18 protein-coding genes are annotated in these 16672 nt (G+C 73.0%); 7 read left to right on the top strand and 11 right to left on the bottom strand.

All coding sequences use genetic code 11. The features are described from left to right. The first annotated feature begins 47 nt into the window (after window positions 1-47). Window positions 48-1124: an ATP-dependent DNA ligase gene (locus ACNNMR_RS39425; RefSeq protein WP_419999532.1), complete on the top strand. Its 1077-nt coding sequence runs from the start codon at window positions 48-50 to the stop codon at window positions 1122-1124. Here ACNNMR_RS39425 and ACNNMR_RS39420 read toward each other — a convergent pair. Continuing rightward, window positions 1082-1801, bottom strand: a complete 720-nt coding sequence (locus ACNNMR_RS39420; RefSeq protein ID WP_419999531.1) for a TIGR03943 family putative permease subunit — start codon at window positions 1799-1801, stop codon at window positions 1082-1084. The genes ACNNMR_RS39425 and ACNNMR_RS39420 overlap by 43 nt on opposite strands. Next, window positions 1798-2841 (bottom strand): permease, encoded by a 1044-nt coding sequence (locus tag ACNNMR_RS39415; protein WP_419999530.1) that lies wholly within the window; start codon window positions 2839-2841, stop codon window positions 1798-1800. Before ACNNMR_RS39415 ends, ACNNMR_RS39420 begins: the two co-directional genes overlap by 4 nt. A gap of 105 nt (window positions 2842-2946) precedes the next feature. On the opposite strand from ACNNMR_RS39415, the gene ACNNMR_RS39410 reads away from it, so the two are divergent. Beyond that, complete coding sequence (locus ACNNMR_RS39410; protein WP_419999529.1) at window positions 2947-3849, top strand: aminoglycoside phosphotransferase family protein; 903 nt, start codon at window positions 2947-2949, stop codon at window positions 3847-3849. 17 nt (window positions 3850-3866) lie between these two features. On the opposite strand, the gene ACNNMR_RS39405 is transcribed toward ACNNMR_RS39410, so the two are convergent. Then, window positions 3867-4268: a GNAT family N-acetyltransferase gene (locus ACNNMR_RS39405; RefSeq protein WP_419999528.1), complete on the bottom strand. Its 402-nt coding sequence runs from the start codon at window positions 4266-4268 to the stop codon at window positions 3867-3869. 23 nt (window positions 4269-4291) lie between these two features. On the opposite strand from ACNNMR_RS39405, the gene ACNNMR_RS39400 reads away from it, so the two are divergent. After that, window positions 4292-5386, top strand: a complete 1095-nt coding sequence (locus tag ACNNMR_RS39400) for an enoyl-CoA hydratase/isomerase family protein (RefSeq protein WP_419999527.1) — start codon at window positions 4292-4294, stop codon at window positions 5384-5386. Continuing rightward, window positions 5383-6282 carry a hypothetical protein gene (locus tag ACNNMR_RS39395; RefSeq protein ID WP_419999526.1) on the top strand — a complete coding sequence of 300 codons (900 nt, stop codon included), beginning with the start codon at window positions 5383-5385 and terminating at the stop codon, window positions 6280-6282. Before ACNNMR_RS39400 ends, ACNNMR_RS39395 begins: the two co-directional genes overlap by 4 nt. Here ACNNMR_RS39395 and ACNNMR_RS39390 read toward each other — a convergent pair. Further along, on the bottom strand, window positions 6227-7483 hold the full coding sequence (locus ACNNMR_RS39390) for a cation:proton antiporter (protein ID WP_419999525.1): 1257 nt from the start codon (window positions 7481-7483) through the stop codon (window positions 6227-6229). The two genes, ACNNMR_RS39395 and ACNNMR_RS39390, sit on opposite strands and share 56 nt — an antisense overlap. 2 nt (window positions 7484-7485) lie before the next feature. Beyond that, complete coding sequence (locus tag ACNNMR_RS39385) at window positions 7486-7971, bottom strand: cation:proton antiporter regulatory subunit (protein WP_419999524.1); 486 nt, start codon at window positions 7969-7971, stop codon at window positions 7486-7488. Between the two features lie 184 nt (window positions 7972-8155). On the opposite strand from ACNNMR_RS39385, the gene ACNNMR_RS39380 reads away from it, so the two are divergent. Further along, a complete protein-coding gene (locus ACNNMR_RS39380) occupies window positions 8156-9517 on the top strand; it encodes an FAD-binding oxidoreductase (protein WP_419999523.1) in 1362 nt (453 codons plus the stop codon). Between the two features lie 13 nt (window positions 9518-9530). Here ACNNMR_RS39380 and ACNNMR_RS39375 read toward each other — a convergent pair whose 3' ends face one another. Further along, window positions 9531-9992, bottom strand: coding sequence for a MarR family winged helix-turn-helix transcriptional regulator (locus ACNNMR_RS39375; protein WP_419999522.1), 462 nt, complete (start codon window positions 9990-9992; stop codon window positions 9531-9533). Between the two features lie 350 nt (window positions 9993-10342). Then, window positions 10343-11272, bottom strand: a complete 930-nt coding sequence (locus ACNNMR_RS39370; protein ID WP_419999521.1) for a LysR family transcriptional regulator — start codon at window positions 11270-11272, stop codon at window positions 10343-10345. Between the two features lie 70 nt (window positions 11273-11342). Here ACNNMR_RS39370 and ACNNMR_RS39365 point away from each other — a divergent pair, with 70 nt between their 5' ends. Together ACNNMR_RS39365 and ACNNMR_RS39360 are read left to right on the top strand one after the other, a co-directional pair. Continuing rightward, window positions 11343-12233, top strand: a complete 891-nt coding sequence (locus ACNNMR_RS39365; RefSeq protein ID WP_419999520.1) for an SDR family NAD(P)-dependent oxidoreductase — start codon at window positions 11343-11345, stop codon at window positions 12231-12233. A 76-nt stretch (window positions 12234-12309) separates the two neighbouring features. Beyond that, window positions 12310-13638, top strand: coding sequence for a family 43 glycosylhydrolase (locus ACNNMR_RS39360; RefSeq protein ID WP_419999519.1), 1329 nt, complete (start codon window positions 12310-12312; stop codon window positions 13636-13638). A 1-nt stretch (window position 13639) separates the two neighbouring features. Here ACNNMR_RS39360 and ACNNMR_RS39355 read toward each other — a convergent pair whose 3' ends face one another. Genes ACNNMR_RS39355 through ACNNMR_RS39340 form a run of 4 tightly spaced genes read right to left on the bottom strand, consistent with a single transcriptional unit; the run spans window position 13640 to window position 16636 of the window. Beyond that, on the bottom strand, window positions 13640-14452 hold the full coding sequence (locus ACNNMR_RS39355; RefSeq protein ID WP_419999518.1) for a phytanoyl-CoA dioxygenase family protein: 813 nt from the start codon (window positions 14450-14452) through the stop codon (window positions 13640-13642). 34 nt (window positions 14453-14486) lie between these two features. Then, window positions 14487-15326: an alpha/beta fold hydrolase gene (locus ACNNMR_RS39350; protein ID WP_419999517.1), complete on the bottom strand. Its 840-nt coding sequence runs from the start codon at window positions 15324-15326 to the stop codon at window positions 14487-14489. Window positions 15327-15376: 50 nt separating this feature from the next. Next, window positions 15377-15844 carry a MarR family winged helix-turn-helix transcriptional regulator gene (locus ACNNMR_RS39345; protein WP_419999516.1) on the bottom strand — a complete coding sequence of 156 codons (468 nt, stop codon included), beginning with the start codon at window positions 15842-15844 and terminating at the stop codon, window positions 15377-15379. Window positions 15845-15874: 30 nt separating this feature from the next. After that, window positions 15875-16636, bottom strand: coding sequence for an AraC family transcriptional regulator (locus tag ACNNMR_RS39340; RefSeq protein WP_419999515.1), 762 nt, complete (start codon window positions 16634-16636; stop codon window positions 15875-15877). Window positions 16637-16672 lie beyond the last annotated feature (36 nt).

Raw genomic sequence — 16672 nt, 5'->3', positions numbered from 1 at the left:
GCGGAAACGTTAAGACGTGCGGGCCGGATCCGCTCCATAATCGGCGCATGGATCTGCCGGTGATGCCCCCCGTGAAGCCCATGCTCGCCAAGCCCGCGAAGAAGATCCCGCCCGGAATGCAGTACGAGGCCAAGTGGGACGGCTTCCGGGCGATCGTCTTCCGGGACGGGGACGAGATCGAGATCGGCAGCCGGACCGGAAAGTCGCTGGTGCGCTATCTGCCGGAGCTGGTGGAGGCGCTGAAGGCGAATCTGCCGGAGCGGTGCGTCGTGGACGGCGAGATCGTCATCGTCCGTAACGGCCGCCTCGACTTCGACGCCATAACGGAACGCATCCACCCCGCCGCCTCCCGGGTGAAGCTGCTGGCCGGCACCACCCCGGCGTCCTTCGTCGCCTTCGACCTGCTGGCGCTCGGCGACGACTCGCTGGCCGACACGCCGCTGGTCGAGCGGCGGGCCACGCTGGAGAAGGCCCTCGCCAAGGCCGCGCCCCCCATCCACCTCGCCCCCGCGACTACGGACGCGAAGGTCGCGCAGGAGTGGTTCAAGCAGTACGAGGGCGCGGGCCTCGACGGCGTCATCGCGAAGCCGCTGGACAGCCCGTACCGGCAGAACGAGCGGCTGATGACCAAGGTGAAGCACGAGCGCACCGCGGATGTGGTGCTGGCCGGCTTCCGCTGGCACAAGAGCGGCCCGGTGGTCGGCTCGCTGCTGCTGGGCATCAACGACTCGGACGGGCGGCTGCAGCACGTCGGCGTGTGCGCCGCCTTCTCGATGAAGCGCCGGGAGGAGCTGGTCGAGGAGCTGGAGCCGCTGCGGATGGAGTCGGTCGCCGGTCACCCCTGGGCCGACTGGGCGAACGAGGAAGCCCACGAGTCCGCCCGGCTGCCCGGTGCGCCGAGCCGCTGGTCCGGGCAGAAGGACCTGTCGTGGGTGCCGCTGCGGCCCGAGCGGGTGCTGGAGGTCGCGTACGACCACATGGAGAACGGGCAGCGCTTCCGGCACACCGCGCAGTGGCGGCGGTGGCGGCCGGACCGGACGCCGGAGAGCTGCACCTTCGAGCAGCTGGAGGAGCCGCTGAGCTATGACCTCGGGGAGGTGCTGGGCGGGACGGCGTCCATGTAGGGGTTGGGGGGCTGGCTGATGCGCTTGAGGTCGGTGACCTTGAGCGCGCCCGACTTCCCCGCTGTGCCGACGACCGTCACCCACTGGTCGGCGGGCGGTGCGGGTGCGCCGCGGACCCGTACCTTCAGCGACTGCGAGTCGGCGGCGCAGCAGCTGACGACGAGGCGGGTGAGCTCCCAGCCGCGGCGGTCCGGCGTGGCGAATCCGGTCATGGTGACGGTACGGCCGCGGAGGCCGGCGGGGTCGCCGCCGGAGCGCTCGAGGTATTCGGTGAGCGTCATGGGGACGGGGCCGTGCGACTTCGGGAGGGGGGCGAAGCGCGGCTTGGTGCCGGGGGATTCCGCGGAGGTGCGCTTGGCGGACTCCCGTTGCGCGGTGTACGAGCCGAGGGCGGGCGGGGCGAAGGCGAGCATGGCCAGGGCGGGCGGGACGAGGAGCCAGGCGACTCGGGGGGCGGAGCTGTGGTCGTGGCCGTGGTGGTCGTCGTGTTCCGCGTGCGCCGGTGCCCGGTCCCGTAGCCCGGCCAGTGCCGTCAGCACCAGCAGCACCCCGGCGGAAATGAGGAAGGGCCGCAGCCCCTCCTTCACGTACCGCAGATAGAGGTCGCCGAAGAGCGTGATCCGCAGCACGCCGACGCCCACCAGCAGCAGCACCAGCGCCTGCACCCGCCCCCTCACAGCAGCCACCACCCGGTGACGAAGGTGGCGGCCACCGCGACCACCACCGTCGCCGCGGAGAAGCGCAGCGCGAAGGAGCGGCCGAAGGTGCCCGCCTGCAGGGCGATCAGTTTTACGTCCACCATCGGCCCGACCACCATGAACGCCAGCCGTGCCGTCGGCGAGAAGCCGGTCAGCGAGGCGGCGACGAAGGCGTCCGCCTCCGAGCAGACGGCGAGGAGGATGGCGAGTCCGGCGAGGAAGAGTACGGACAGCCAGGTGTGGTCGGCGAAGGTCTGCAGGACCGAATCCGGCACGGCGACGTTGAAGGTGGCGGCGGCCATCGCGCCCAGCACCAGGAAGCCGCCCGCGTGCAGGAAGTCGTGCTGGAAGCCGCGGCGGAACTCGCTCACGCGGCTCTCCCCTTCGCGGTGGCCGGTGTGCCGCGCCGGCATCCGCAGCCACCGCTCCCGCCCGAAGCGCAGCCACAGCCAGCCCATCGCGGCGGCGGTGGCGAGCGAAGCGACGAGGCGGGCGGCGACCATCTCGGGCGCGGCCGGGAAGGCGACGGCGGTCGCGACCAGCACGACGGGGTTCACGGCGGGCGCGGAGAGCAGGAAGGCGAAGGCCGCCGCCGGCGTCACCCCGCGCCGGATCAGCGACCCGGCCACCGGCACCGACGCGCACTCGCACCCCGGCAGCACCACTCCGGCGGCGCTGGCCACGGGCACCGCGAGGGCGGGTTTGCGGGGCAGGAGGCGGCTGAAGACGTGGGCGGGGACGAAGGCGTTGATGGCGCCCGAGACGAGGGTGCCGAGCACGAGGAAGGGGAGCGCCTGGACAGCGATGGCGACGCATACGGTCTGCCAGGCGCGGAAGGCGGGGGGGGTGAGCCACTCCCCTGCCCCCAGCGCCCAGGCGACGCCGACGGCCGCGGCGGCGCTGAGCGCGCCGGAGATGACGGCGGCCGCCGACAGAGTGGGGCGCGGGGTGCGCTCGGCTGTCGGCGGCGGCTGCGCCGTGCTGGTTAAGCCCTCGGTTGAGCCCTGGGTGGATTCCACCCAAGCACCTTAACCAGACAATCCGCCTAAACCGGCGCATCCCCGGTGCGACCCGAGTGTGCGTTTCGGGTGCGCGTTTCGGGTGTCCGATGTGAGACTTCGGGAGTGATCGAAGTACCGGATGCCGTACGCAACATGGTTCGCGCCGCCGGAGCCGAAGACTGGCTCGAGCGCCTGCCCGCGCTGATCACGACCCTCGAGGCTGACTGGTCGATCAGCGTGGGGCGCCCGTACACGGGCGGGTCCGGGGCCTACGTGGCCGAAGCGACGCGGGCCGACGGGGCCTCGGCGATTCTCAAGGTGCTGGTGCCGGGCTTGGGGAACGAATCCTCCAACGAGGCGACGGTGCTCCGCATTGTTGGAGGCGAAGGATGCCCGGCGCTCTACCGACATGACGCCGACCGGGGCGCCCTGCTCATGGAGCGACTGGGGCAGCCGATGTTCGAGCTCGGCCTGCCGCTCTCGCGTCGCCTGGAGATTCTCTGCGATACCGCAGCCGGCATCTGGCGGCCGGCACCGGACTGCGGGCTGCCCACCGGTGCCGAGAAGGCCCGGTCGCTGGCCGACTTCATTGTGAGGTTGTGGGAGGAACTCGATCACCCCTGCTCCGAGGAGGCGATCGAGCACGCCCTGGTCTCCGCAGGACGGCGGGAGCGAGCGCACCGCGACGAGAAGGCGGTATTGGTCCACGGCGACGTGCACCAACTCAACGCGCTGCAGAGCGATGGCGGCTTCAAGCTCATCGATCCGCACGGTCTCCTCGCGGAGGCCGAGTACGACCTGGGTGTCCTGATGCGTGGAGACCCGGTCGAGCTGATCGCTGGTGACCCCTTGGAGCGGGCCCGTTGGCTGGCCGCCCGGACGGGGCTCGATCCCGTGGCCACCTGGGAGTGGGGCGTGGTCGAGCGGGTGAAGACGGCACTGCTCTGCACGCAGATCCACCTCCAGCCGCTCGGCAGGGACACGCTCCGGGCGGCGGAGGCCGTGGCTGGCGTTTCCATGCCGTAGGTGCGCCCCCACCCGCCCTACAACGCGATCAACCCCGCCGCCGTAGGCCTGAAGCCGCACCCCTCCAAGTAGAAGTCGCGCAGCTCATCATCGAAGTCGACATGCAGCCACTCGCACCCAGCGGCGCGGGCCTCCCGCACCGCCGTCTCGATCAGGCGTACGCCGACGCCTGAGCGCCGCTCGCCCGCGGCGACGACCGTATCGAGGATGAAGGCATGCGCGCCGCCGTCCCACGCGACATTGACGAAGCCCACCAGCGCGCCCTCGCCGGAGCGCGCGCACACCCACCCCAGGCTGTGCCACCGCAGCCGGCCCTCCCAGTCCGTATCGGGCAACGGCTCGTGGCCGAAGCCCTCCGCATGCAGCGCCTCGATCTCCCCGCTCGTGATGGTGCCGCGCCACGCGTACGAGATCGTCATGCGCGTGATCGTAGTGTGGGGCCATGAACGACACGCACGTACTGGCCAGCCGCGAGGGGCGCTTGGGGCGCATCACCCTCAATCGCCCCAAGGCGCTCAATGCTCTCGACCTGGGCATGGTCCGCGGTGTCCACACCGCCCTGACCGACTGGGCCGACGACCCGGGCATCGACGCCGTCCTCCTCGACGGCGCCGGCGAGCGCGCCTTCTGCGCCGGCGGCGACATCGCGCTCATGCGCGAATCCGCCCTCGGCGACCATGGCATCGCGCAGCAGTTCTGGCGCGAGGAGTACGCCCTCGACGCGCTGATCGCGAACTACCCCGTGCCGGTCGTCGGCATCATGGACGGCATCACCATGGGCGGCGGCATCGGCCTCACCGGGCATGCCGCGGTACGGATCGTCACCGAGCGATCGGTCCTCGCGATGCCCGAGGTCGCCATCGGCCTCGCGCCCGACGTCGGCGGCGCGCTGCTCCTCACGCGGGCGCCGGGCGAGCTGGGTACGCACATGGCGCTGACCGCCGCCCGGATCGGCGCCCGTGATGCGATCGGCTGCGGCTTCGCCGACCATTACGTCCCCGCCGCCCGCCTCCCGGAGCTGGCCGAGGCGCTTCGGGCGCCCGGCGGCGACAAGCCGGACCACGTCGCCGCCGCCTTCGCCGAGCAGCCGCCCGAGGGTCCGGATGGCCTCCTCGCCCAGCGCGCCTGGATCGACGCCTGTTACGCGGCCGACAGCGCCGAGGAGATCCTCGCCCGCCTGCGCGCCCGTCCCGAGCCGGCCGCCTCCGCCGCGGCCGAGGCGCTGCTCGCCGGCTCCCCCACCTCCGTCAAGGTGACGCTGCGCGCTCTGCGCAACGCCCGCGCCATGGCCACCGTCGAGGAGTGCCTCGCCCAGGACTTCCGGCTGTGCTCCCGCTTCCTGGACAGCCACGACCTTCCCGAGGGCGTCCGCGCCATGGTCATCGACAAGGACCGCAGCCCGCGCTGGTCCCCCGACCGGTTCGAGGACGTCCCGGCCGCCGCGGTCGACGCGTACTTCGCCCCACTCCCGGCAGGCGAGCTCGGCCTCCACCCGCCCATGGGCGGTGGCAATCTCCCACCCAGGACCGCGCCGTGATACGCCGCGCCCGCCCCCTGGTCGGCGTCACGGCGGTCATCGTGGCCCTCGCCGGACTGGCCGGCTTCATCGTCACCGTGGGCGCCTTCGCGTTCGCGTGGCCGTACTTCACGGACATGCGCGCCGACTACCTCTTCGCCAAGGAGGCGGAGGAGCCGGTCTCCGCCGAAGAAGGGCCGGTCATCGGCGCCTTCCTCGGCACCTTCCCCGCCCTCCTCGTCGTCCTCGCCCTCGCCGGCGCCGCGCTCCACCTCGCCGTCGCCCACGCGCCGGGCACGTCCGCGCGCGAGTTGTGGGTACGGGCCCGGGCCCGGCTCGGGCCCGTCGTCGGCGTCCACCTGCTGCGCGGCGTCGCCGTGGCCGCGGCCGCCATGCTCAGCCTCCTGGCCTGCGCGGCCGCCGCGTACGCCTACTACGCCATCGCCGGTGGCGAGCGCCCCCTCCGCGGCGGCGGCCCCTTCGACCGGTTGAACAGCACCGCGATGATGGTCGCGCCCGCCGTGTTCGCCGTCCGGATCAGCTTCGCGCTGGCGCCTTCCGCCGCCGCCGTCGACGGGCTGGCGCCCATGGCGGCGCTCCGCCACTCGTGGTCAGTGGTGTGGAGCCGCCGCACCTGGGCGGCGGTGGGCGGCGTGCTGCTGGCGGCGGCAGCGGGCTTCATGGTGCTCTTCTACGTGCTGCTCCGACTCGCCAACCCCCTTGAGGAGCCGGTCGACGCGGCGGTACTCGCCCACATCTCCCCCAACACCTACGTGGGCTACGTCGCCGCCCAACTCACCCCGTACGCCATCGCGATCCTCCTCGCCGCCGCCGTGGTCGTGTCGCCGGCGCAGGCGGCGCTCACCGCCCTTTACCGGCGCCTGCGTCCGCATCCCGGGCAACCGGCCCATCCATAGCTCCACCGGATGCCCCGGCCGCCTCCGCGGCGGCCGCGGCCGCCGCGGCCCGCCGCTCGCCGACCCGCCGCATCACCGGCTCCGTGAACCGAGCGGTCAACGGCCCCGCGATCACCAGAATCAGCACATAAGCCGTGGCCAACGGCCCAATCCGCGGCTCGGTCCCCACCGCAAGCCCGGCGATGACGATGGAGAACTCCCCCCGCGCCACCAGCGCACCCCCCGCCCGCCACCGCCCGGCGGGCTTGATCCCGGCGCGCCGCGCCGCGTACCACCCGGTGGCCACCTTCGTCGCCGCGGTGACGATCGCCAGCGCCAGCGCGGGCAGCAGCACCGGCGGAATCTCGGCCGGGTCCGTATGCAGGCCGAAGAAGACGAAGAAGACCGCGGCGAAGAGGTCCCGCAGCGGCACCAGCAGATTGTGAGCGCCCTCCGCCACCTCCCCGGACAGCGCGATTCCGACGAGGAAGGCGCCCACCGCGGCCGACACCTGCAACTGCTGGGCGAGCCCGGCCACCAGGAGCGCGAGGCCGAGGACGACGAGGAGCAGCATCTCCGGGTTCTCGGACGAGACGGCGCGGCTGATCAGCCGGCCGTGCCGCAGCGCCACGTACAGCACCGCGCCGACCGTGCCGAGCGAGATCAGCAGCGTCAGGCTCGCGCCGCCCAGGCTCAGCCCGGCGACGAGCGCCGTCAGGATCGGCAGGTAGATCGCCATCGCCAGGTCTTCCATCACCAGCACACCGAGGATGACGGGCGTTTCCCGGTTGCCGAGCCGGCCGAGGTCGCCGAGGACCTTCGCGATGACCCCGGACGACGAGATCCACGTGACGCCGCCGAGCGCCACCGCCGCCACCGGCCCCCAGCCGAGCAGCAGCGCGGCGGCCGCACCCGGCAGCGCATTGAGGGTGAAGTCGACGGCACCCGAGGGGTATTGCGTCTTCAGGCTGGAGACCAGATCAGACGCCGCGTACTCCAGGCCGAGCAGAAGCAGCAGCAGGATGACGCCGATCTCGGCGCCGGTGGCGATGAACTCCTCGCTGGCGCCCAGCGGCAGCACTCCCCCGCTGCCGAAGGCGAGTCCCGCCAGCAGGTAGAGGGGTATCGGCGAGAAGCCGATCCGGCCCGCGAAGCGGCCGAGGAGGCCGAGGCCGAGGATGATCGCGCCGAGTTCGATGAGCAGTGCGGTGGTGTCGTGCATGCTCAGCCCTCGTCGATCAGGTCGGCGACGGCGTTCACGCCCTCGCGGGTGCCGACGACGATGAGCACGTCGCCGATCGCGAAGCGGAAGTCGGGCGCGGGCGAGGGGTGCGCGTCGGTGCGGCGCAGCACGGCGACGATGGAGGCGCCGGTACGGGTGCGGGCCTGGGTCGCGCCGAGGGTGCGGCCCGCGTACGGGGAGCGCTTGGTGATCGGTATGTGCTCGGTGACCAGGTCGATCTCGAAGTGCTGGTGGAGGTGCCCGACCGGGTCGGGGGTGAGCAGCTTCGCCAGCGCGGCGGCCTCGGGCGGGGCGAGCGACACGGACTCGCGGCAGACGTCCTCGTCGTCCTTGTCGTGCACGGCGAGGATGCGGCGGCCGTCCTGGTGCGCGACGACGGAGAGGTGGCGGCCGGTCCCGGTGTCGAGGTCGTACCGGATGCCGACTCCCGGCAGCGGCGTCTTCCTGGCGTGGGCGGCGGACTCCATGCGATCTCCCGGGTTACATACGGCGTTGCTGTCACTGACAGGCAGAGCAGCCGCGCACTCCCGGACCGCCCCCCGGCGCACCACCTTAACCGGTGCAGACCACACCTACCGGATGCCGGAGATGGCCTCGGCCGCGCAAGAATCAAGAAGCCGGATGTCAGACCCGGGCGGCAGACTCGGTGTCATGAGTGAGATCGACAACGAGACCGGCGACCGCTCCGCGCTGCCCGCCCTGCGCCCCGGCGACGAGGATTACGACGCGGCGAGCACCGGATTCCAGCTGCGCTCCCCGCACCGCCCCGACCTGATCGTCACCGCGTCGGGTCCCGACGACGTCCGCGCCGCCGTCGCGCACGCCCGCGACCGCGGCCTGCCCGTCGCCGTGCAGTCGACCGGGCACGGGCGGGCCGCGGCGCTCGACGGCGGGGTGCTGGTGAGCACGCGCGGGATGGACGGCGTGCGGATCGACGCGGCCGCCCGGTCCGCGTACATCGAGGCTGGGGCCACCTGGGGCCAGGTGATCGAGGCCGCCGCGCCGCATGGTCTCGCGCCGCTCAGCGGCAGCGCGCCGTCCGTGGGTGCGGTCGGGTATGCGCTGGGTGGCGGGCTCGGTGCGCTCGCGCGGCAGTACGGGTATGCGGCCGACCATGTCACCGCGCTCGACGTCGTCACCGCGGACGGTGAGCCGCGGCAGGTCACGGCGGCGTCGGATCCGGATCTCTTCTGGGCGCTGCGGGGAGGGCGCGGCGAGTTCGGGATCGTCACCGGGATGGAGATCGGCCTGGTCCCGCATCCGGAGATCTACGGCGGCATTCTCGCCTTCGGCGCGGAGGTGGTCGATGAGGCGCTGGGGGCGTATCTGGAGTGGACGCGCGGGCTGCCGGAAGAACTGACGTCGTCGGTGTCGGTGATGTCGTATCCCGAACTCCCCTTTGTGCGGGACGAATTCCGTGGGCAGTACGTGCTTCAGATCCGGGTCGCGTATACGGGCCCGGCCGAGGAGGGCGAGCGCCTCGTCGCGCCGCTGCGGGCGCTGGGGCCGCGGCTGGTGGATGACCTGCGCGTGCTGCCGTACACGGAATCGCACACGATCTTCAATGACCCGCCGTTTGCGCACGGCTATGCCGGGGACGGGCTGCTGCTGGATGCGGGGCTGGACGCCGGGACGCTGCGCGAGCTGGCGAAGCTCACCGGTCCGGAGGCGCCCACGATGGCCGTCACCCAGCTCAACCATCTCGGCGGCGCCCTGACGCGGCCGCCGGCCGTGCCGAGCGCGGTGGGCGGCAGGGGTGCCGGGTATCTGCTGCGGGTGGTGCTGCCGACGGATGGGGTGGCGGACGAGACGCTGGGCAAGGTGCTGGCCGATGTCCGGGAGGCGGCGGAACCGCTGACGGTTGGCCGGTCGCTGAACTTCGTTTTCGGTGAGCTGACGGAGGAGGAGTTGGCGGCGGCGTATGAGGCGGCGGACTTCCGGCGGCTGAAGCGGCTGAAGGCGGAGCTCGACCCGGTGGGCATCTTTAGCTCGGGGCAGCCGCTGCGGGCGTAGCTGCGGTGCGGCGTCAGTCCGCGAGCCGGAGCTGGTGCTCGAGGACGCGGGTGAGGAGGGCAGTGAGCTGCTTGCGTTCGGCGTCGTTCAGGGGCGCGAGCAGCTGCTCCTGGACGGCGCCGAGCGCCTTGTCCAGCTTGGCGAGGCGGCGCTTGCCCGCGGCGGTGAGGGTGATGGTGTTGCGCCGCCGGTCCGCCGGGTCGGGGGTGCGCTCGACGAGGTCGCGCTCGACGAGGTCGTTGACGGCCGCGACCACGTCGCTGCGATCGATGCCGCAGCGCCGCCCCAGCGCGGCCTGGCTGGAGGGGCCGAACTCGGCGAGCGCCGCCATCAACGCGTACTGATAGTGCCGGGCCCCGTTGGCAGCAAAGGCCTCCTGAACGAGGCGGAAGGCGTGCACCGAAGTGTGCGTAATGAGCCAGCTAGGCATCCCGGCCAGCCGCGCGGGCGTCTCATACGACGGCGTCGTCTCCATGCGCGGCACCTTAGCGGGTGCGGGCGATGGCCGTTACGGTGCGTCCTGGTCGGACGCGGTGTGGACGGCGCGCGACGCGGCTCGGCCCCCGCCTGCGGGACAGGCGCCGCGAGGTGCGTCTCGGGCCCTGCCCGCGGTCACCCGCCCGCAATGCGCCGCCCGCGCACCGGTGCCCCCGACCGGCTGCGCGCGGAGCGCTCCCGCTGGGCGCGGCTCGTGGCCCCTGCTCGCTGCTGGTGGGGCGGCACCGCTGCCCCTCCGGGCGCCCCGCGTCGGTGCTGCCGCTCCGGGCGCCCCGCCGTCGGTGCTGCTCATGCGCCCCGCTCCGCGCCCGCCCCCCCTGCCCGCCGTCACGGCGACTCCGCGTCCAGTGCCACCGCCACATCCCGCACCACCTCCGCGACCCGCGACACCGCCTCCCCCGCCCGACCGGGCAGCCGGGCCAGCGACAACCGGCGCAGCTCCTGCGGGCCGCCCCGTACGGGGAGAATGCGCACCCCCGCCGGGGCGGCCGGTGCGAGCGTCGCCGCTGCCGTCGTAATACCGCAGCCCGCCGCGACCAGTTGCAGCTTGGCCAGCCAGTCGCGGGCGACGTGGGCGATCTCGGGGCGTTCGTCCAGGCCCGGCCACACGCCCATCAGGCCGGCGTCCGCGGCCGCCGTCGAGCCGGCGATCCAGCGCCGGCCGCGGAGGTCGGCCACGTCGACGTACGCGCCCCGCGCCAGCGGATGCCCGGCCGGCACCGCCAGGCGCAGCGGGCGCTCCGTCAGGGTCCGCAGCGCCAGCGGAGGCGACTCCGTGTCCGGCGCGCGGAATGGTGGCGCCGACGCCAGCAGCGCCAGGTCCAGCGATCCTGCCCGCAGCGCTCGCGCCAGCGCCGGAGTGGTCCCCTCCCGGGTGACCACCTCCACCCCGGGCGCGATGCGGCGCAGCTCCGCGAGGACGCGCGGCAGCAGCACCGCGCCCACGACCGGCAGCCACCCCAGCCGTACGGTCGCCGTCTCGTCCGGCAGCCCGGACAGCTCGCGCGCCGCCGCGTCGATCTGGTCCACGACCAGCGTCGCCCGGCGCAGCACCACCCGCCCGGCCCCCGTCAGCCGCACCCCGTCACGCCGCCGCTCCAGCAGCCGCGCCCCCGCCGCCCGCTCGACCGCCGCGATCTGCCGGGACACCGCGGACTGGGTATAGCCGAGCGACGCCGCGGCCGCGGTGAAGGTGCCCTCGTCGGCCACGGCGCGGAAGACCCGCAGGGCGGTGAGCGAGACATCTGAGAAGTCCATGATGTTTACGCATACTACGCATGCCAAAGTTTCGTTGGACGCATACTTACCCCCGAACTACCTTCGAGCCATGACCACTTCACGACGCATCGCCCTCGTCACCGGCGCCAACCAGGGCCTCGGCCGCGCCCTCGTCGAAGGCCTCGCCACCCGCCTCGGCCCGGACGACCTCGTCCTCCTCACCGGCCGCAACCCCGAGCGCGTCGCCACCGCCGCCCGCGAGGTCGCCGCGCTCCCCGGCACCCGCAGCCGCGTCGAAGGCCGGGTCCTGGACGTCACCGACACCGCCGCCATAGCCGCCCTCGCCGACGAACTCCGCACCGCACACGGCGGCGTCGACATCGTCATCTCCAACGCCATCGCCCGCGTCCTCCCCGACGACTCCCAGTCGCAGCACGCCGACGAGTTCATCGCCGTCTCCAACACCGCCACCCACGCCGTCCTCCGCACCTTCACCCCGATCCTGCGCCCCGGCGGCCGACTGCTCGTCGTCGCCAGCGCCCTCGGCACCCTCGGCCACCTCGACCCGCGGCTGCACCCGCTGTTCGACGGCGCCACCCTCGACCAGGTCGAGTACGCGGTGGAGTCCTGGCGCACCGCGATCCACAACGGCACGGCGCAGGAGGCGGGCTGGCCGCTCTGGCTGAACGTCCCCTCCAAGGTCGCCCAGGTCGCCGCCGTCCGCGCCATCGCGGCCGAGCGCCGCACCCGCGACCTGGCCGCCGGCACCCTGATCGCCTCGGTGTGCCCCGGCATGGTGGACACGGCCACCTCGCGCCCGTGGTTCGAGGACTACAGCGGCGCCCAGTCCCCCGCCGACGCGGCGACGGCCGTGCTGGACCTGGTGACGGCCGCCGGCGCGGACCCCGCCCACTACGGCGAACTGGTTCAGTTCGGCAAGGCCTTGGACTGGCACGGCGGCACGCCTCCCACGGCACAGGACGCGATCGTCAAGCCGTAACGCAGGCGTCCCGGTTCCGTCTTGGATTTTTCCGGGGTGTTGACCAAAAAATACGGGGCTTCGCATGCTGTTCCCCATGACCTCAGCATCCTCCGAAGAATCCGCCGAGAGCTCGCCCCGCGGCTGGCGCCCCGGCCGCCGCACCCTCCTGGCCGGTGCCGCCGGCGCGCTGGGGGTGGCGGCGCTGCCGCAGGTCGTCGCCCGAGGCGCGAAGCGCGAGTACCCCGCGAACTGGCCGGACCCCGCCCCGTACGGACTCGCCGACACCCGCAAGGACCTGTGGCCGCGCCCCGACAACTCGCGCATCCTCCCGCTGGAGCTCCGCCCCCGCGACGAGGAACTCGGGCGGGTGTGGATGCGCGACACGTACGTCAACTGCTTCGTCGTCAACGGCAAGCCGCTGTACGTCGCCATGGGCACCACCCGCACCCCGGGGTCGTCGGGCGCCTGGAACGACGGCCTCTTCGTCTGGACGGCGCCGGCCCTGCGCGGCCCGTGGAAGCTCGCCGACACCACCGGCATCCGCCCGGACGCCGAGAAGGGCAAGGTCTGGTCGCCGGAGTTCGTCGGCGAGAACCGGCCCGGGCGAACCGTCGTCGCGCCCTGGCAGGAGTACTGGGAGGACGACGGCCAATTCGGCAAGCGCGGCAACGTCTGGGCGCCGGAGCTGCACCGCTTCCGCGGCAAGTGGTACATCGTCGCCTGCATGGGCGACCACTCCCAGAAGGTCGGCACCTTCATGCTGGTCAGCGAGGGCGGGGTGGCGGGCCCGTACCGGCTCGTCGAGGGCAGCCTGGAGAAGCCCTTCGGCGAGGCCCTCAAGAGCGGCCCGCCGATCGTCGCGCCCGGCGCCTACTTCCACATCGACGGCGGCATGTACACCGAGGACGACGACGCCTGGCTGGTGCTGCACAACAACCTGTACGCGAAGTTCCGGGACGACATGGAGGACATCGTCCCGACGACCAACCTCCCCGCCTTCCAGCAGCAGCCCTACTCGCCCGAGCCGTATCTCGAGGGCGCGTACGTCTTCAAGTACCGCGGCAAGTACCACCTCGTGCACGCCGCCTGGGACCGCAAGTCAACGAACGCCGACGGCAGCACGCGGTACGCGTACGACCCGCCGGGCACCGGCCGCAGCCAGCTCCACTACGACGCGATCGTCGCCGTCGCGGACCGCTTCGAGGGCCCGTACACCAAGCGCTACACGGCGGGCGTCGGCGCCGGGCACAACAACTTCTTCGAGGACCACGAGGGCGGCCTGTGGGCCACCTTCTTCCGCAACCCGGCGCACGGCTACTGGGCCGACCCGGCACGCATCGACGATGCCGCGGTGGCCGGCGTCGTACGCCTGGAGTGGACGGGGCCGGAGGGCAACCGGCTGTACGTCAGGCGGCGCACCTGACCTACCCGCCCTCGCCCACCACTCCCAGCAGCCGCAGCCGCTCCACCGCCACCTGGCGGGAGGGGCGGCTGTCGGCCCCCTCGGCCCATTCCTGCCATACGGGCCAGGCGGCGGTGTCGAAGCCGTGGTCGGTGTAGTCGGCGGCGTCGGTGATGAGGTCGCGTACGGTGCGCATCCGGTCCGGTGCGCCCATGCCCGGCCATTCCAGGTACTCCGTACGCCAGGCGAGCCGTCGTTCGCCGCCTGCCGAGGAGTGCAGGAGATGGACGTCAAAGGCGAGTACGTCTCCCGGCTCGGTTTCCAGGACGGTGGCGGGCAGGGGCCAGCCCTCGAAGCCCTGGTTTCCCGGATCGTGGCCGAGGTAGGCCTGGACCCGGCGGGCGAAGGACGGCTCGTGCGAGCCCGGTACGACGCGCAGCGCGCCCGTCGCCGCGGTGCGCGGCTGCAGGTGGGCCAGGAAGGTCACGCCCGCCACGTCGGGGCCGATGTCGGTGTGCCAGCCGAAGTTGTGCCCGAAGCACACCGCCTCCGGCGCCGCGGGCACGGTCGCGCTGCCGAGCAGCTCCGTGGAGCCCTGGAAGAGCCGCGGGTCGTCGGCGATGAGCGACTGGCTGAACGGGGTCCGGTCGGCGGTCAGCGGCAGATAATCGGAGCCGTCGTCGCCGAGGCCCGGCCCGTACGCCGCGCGCAGCGACTCGCTCACCTCCGCGGTGAGGCGCGCGGCCTCGTCCGCGTCGAGGAGGCCGCGGAGCACGAGGAAGCCGAAGGTGCGGAAGTGCTGGACCTGCTGGTGGGTGAGCTCCAGTTCGGACATGCGTAATCCCCCCATCACGCCAGGCTAGTGCGCCTCAGTGCGCCTGGTGCAGGAAGTCGTGCAGCACCGCCGTCAGTTCGGCCGGGGCGTCCTCCTGGACGAGGTGGCCGGCGCCCTCGATGAGCTCCAGCCGGGCGCCGGGGATCATCCCCGCCAGCTCGTGCGCCTTGGCCACCGGGATCCAGGTGTCCTCGGTGCCCCAGCAGACCAGCACGGGCAGGTCGAGGTCGCCGTAGCGGCTCTGGATCTCGTCGGTGTAGCGCTGGTCGGCCTTGGCGATCTGGCGGTAGAAGGCCGGTTGGCCGGCCTCGCCGAGCCAGGGGGCGGTCAGCGCGTCCAGCACGGCCGGGTGCAGCCCGGGACCGCCGGTCGTGGTGATGTACTCGCGCACCAGCGCGGCGTGCAGCCGCGGCGGCAGCTGCTCGAAGACGTCCGCCTGGTCCCGTACGAGCCGGAAGAACGGCGACCCCCACGGCGCCAGCGCGACGGGGTCGACGACGGCGAGCGCCCGGTACGCGGCGCCGTGCAGCAGCCGCGCGCGCAGCGCGACCGCGCCGCCGAAGTCGTGCGCGACGACCAGCGGCCGCTCCAGACCCCAGTGCGCGAGCAGCGCCGCGAAGATGCGGCCCTGGGCGGCGAGGGACACGTCCTGCCCGGCGTGCTTCGCCGACTGGCCGTATCCGGGCATGTCCCATACGTAGACCGGCCGCCGCCGCGCCAGCCCGCGGGCGATGGCCCGCCACGTATACGACGACCAGGGGGTGCCGTGCAGCAGCACGACAGGCGCGTCGCCGCCGTCCCCGTCGCCGAGGACGGTCCAGCGGACCTCCCCGGATTCGCTGTCGAAGGTCTTGTCCAAGGACCAGTCACTCAAGGTCGATCGTCCTCCGGTCGGTGGGCCTAGGGCGGCCGAACGTGGCCAACCTAGTGCGACTGATCAACCGGAAGCACGCCCATTTGCCCGGCCAGCCCCTCCGCCAGCCGCCCCAGCAGCGGTGCCAGCAGGTCGGCGTCCGGCAGCACCCCCGCCCGCGCCCACTCCTCGCCGAGCCGGGCGTCGACCTCCGCCCACAGCTCCCGCCCCCGCGGGGTCGGATACGCCAGAATCCGGCGCCGGTCCAGCGGATCCACCCTGCGGTGCACCAGCCCCTGGTCGACCAGCTGATCCATCAGCTTCGTCAGCGACGCCGGGGGCAGGAAGACGCAGTCCGCGACCGCCGTCATCCGGTGCCCCGCGCCGTCCGACAGCAGCGCCAGCACCCGCCAGCCGTCCACCGAAAGGCCGCTGCCCGTACTCGACAGCACCTGCTGCAGCCTGCGGACCGCAAGCCGTTCCGCCCGGGTCAGCAACTGCAGCAAATCCTGGGGCTCGGCCCCCCTCATGGCGCTCATTACGCTCCTCGGCGCGACAGTCGGCCCATCCTAATCCGCGGGCGGCGGGCGGAAGTAGGCCCCCGGTGTGGTGCCGGTCTCGCGCCGGAAGGCCGCGACGAAGGCGCTGACGGTCTCGTAACCCACCTTCCTGGCCACCCGGTTGAGCGGCTCACCGGCCGCCAGGGCGGGCAGCGCGGCCTGAAGGCGGATGAGGGTGCGCCAGCGGCCGAAGGTCATGCCGGTGCCGGCCAGGAAGAGGCGGGCGAGCGTACGGCCCGAGGTGCCGACGCGGCGGCCCCACGCGTCGATCGACAGGTCGCGGGCGGGCGCGGACAGGAGCGCCTGCGCGACTTCGCGGGCGCGCGGGTCGGCGGGCAGCGGGGCGTCGAGGGCGGTGACCGCGACGGGCCGGAGCAGGTCGAGGAGGAGCGCCTCGCCGCGCGCCCGGCGGTCGGCGGCCAGGTCCGCGTCGTCCAGATAGCCGATCAGCTCCGCGAGCAGCCGAGGCACGTCGACCGGCCGGACCGCGCTCCACGACTCCGGCTCCGTACGCGGCACTTCGTGCAGATAGAGCGACCGCATCGTCGTACGGCTCGCCGCCACCACCTCATGCGGCACCCCGGCCGGTATCCAGAGCGCCCGCGTCGTCGGCAGCACCCACCGCCGGGCCTCCGCGTCGACCGTGAGCGTGCCGCTGGCGGCCCAGGCCAGCTGGTGTACGGGGTGGCGGTGCCGGGCGAAGCGCGTGCCCGCGGGCATCGGGAAGGTCCCGATGAGGGCGAGGGCGCTCCCGTGTCTGTTTCCCGACATCACATGGAAGCGTACGGCCTAGGAGACGCGGTCGCC

The organism is Streptomyces boninensis, from assembly GCF_048572725.1.
Lineage (GTDB): Bacteria > Actinomycetota > Actinomycetes > Streptomycetales > Streptomycetaceae > Streptomyces > Streptomyces boninensis.
Note: the sequence above shows the minus strand (reverse complement) of the source record. Positions and strands in the feature narration are given on the sequence as shown.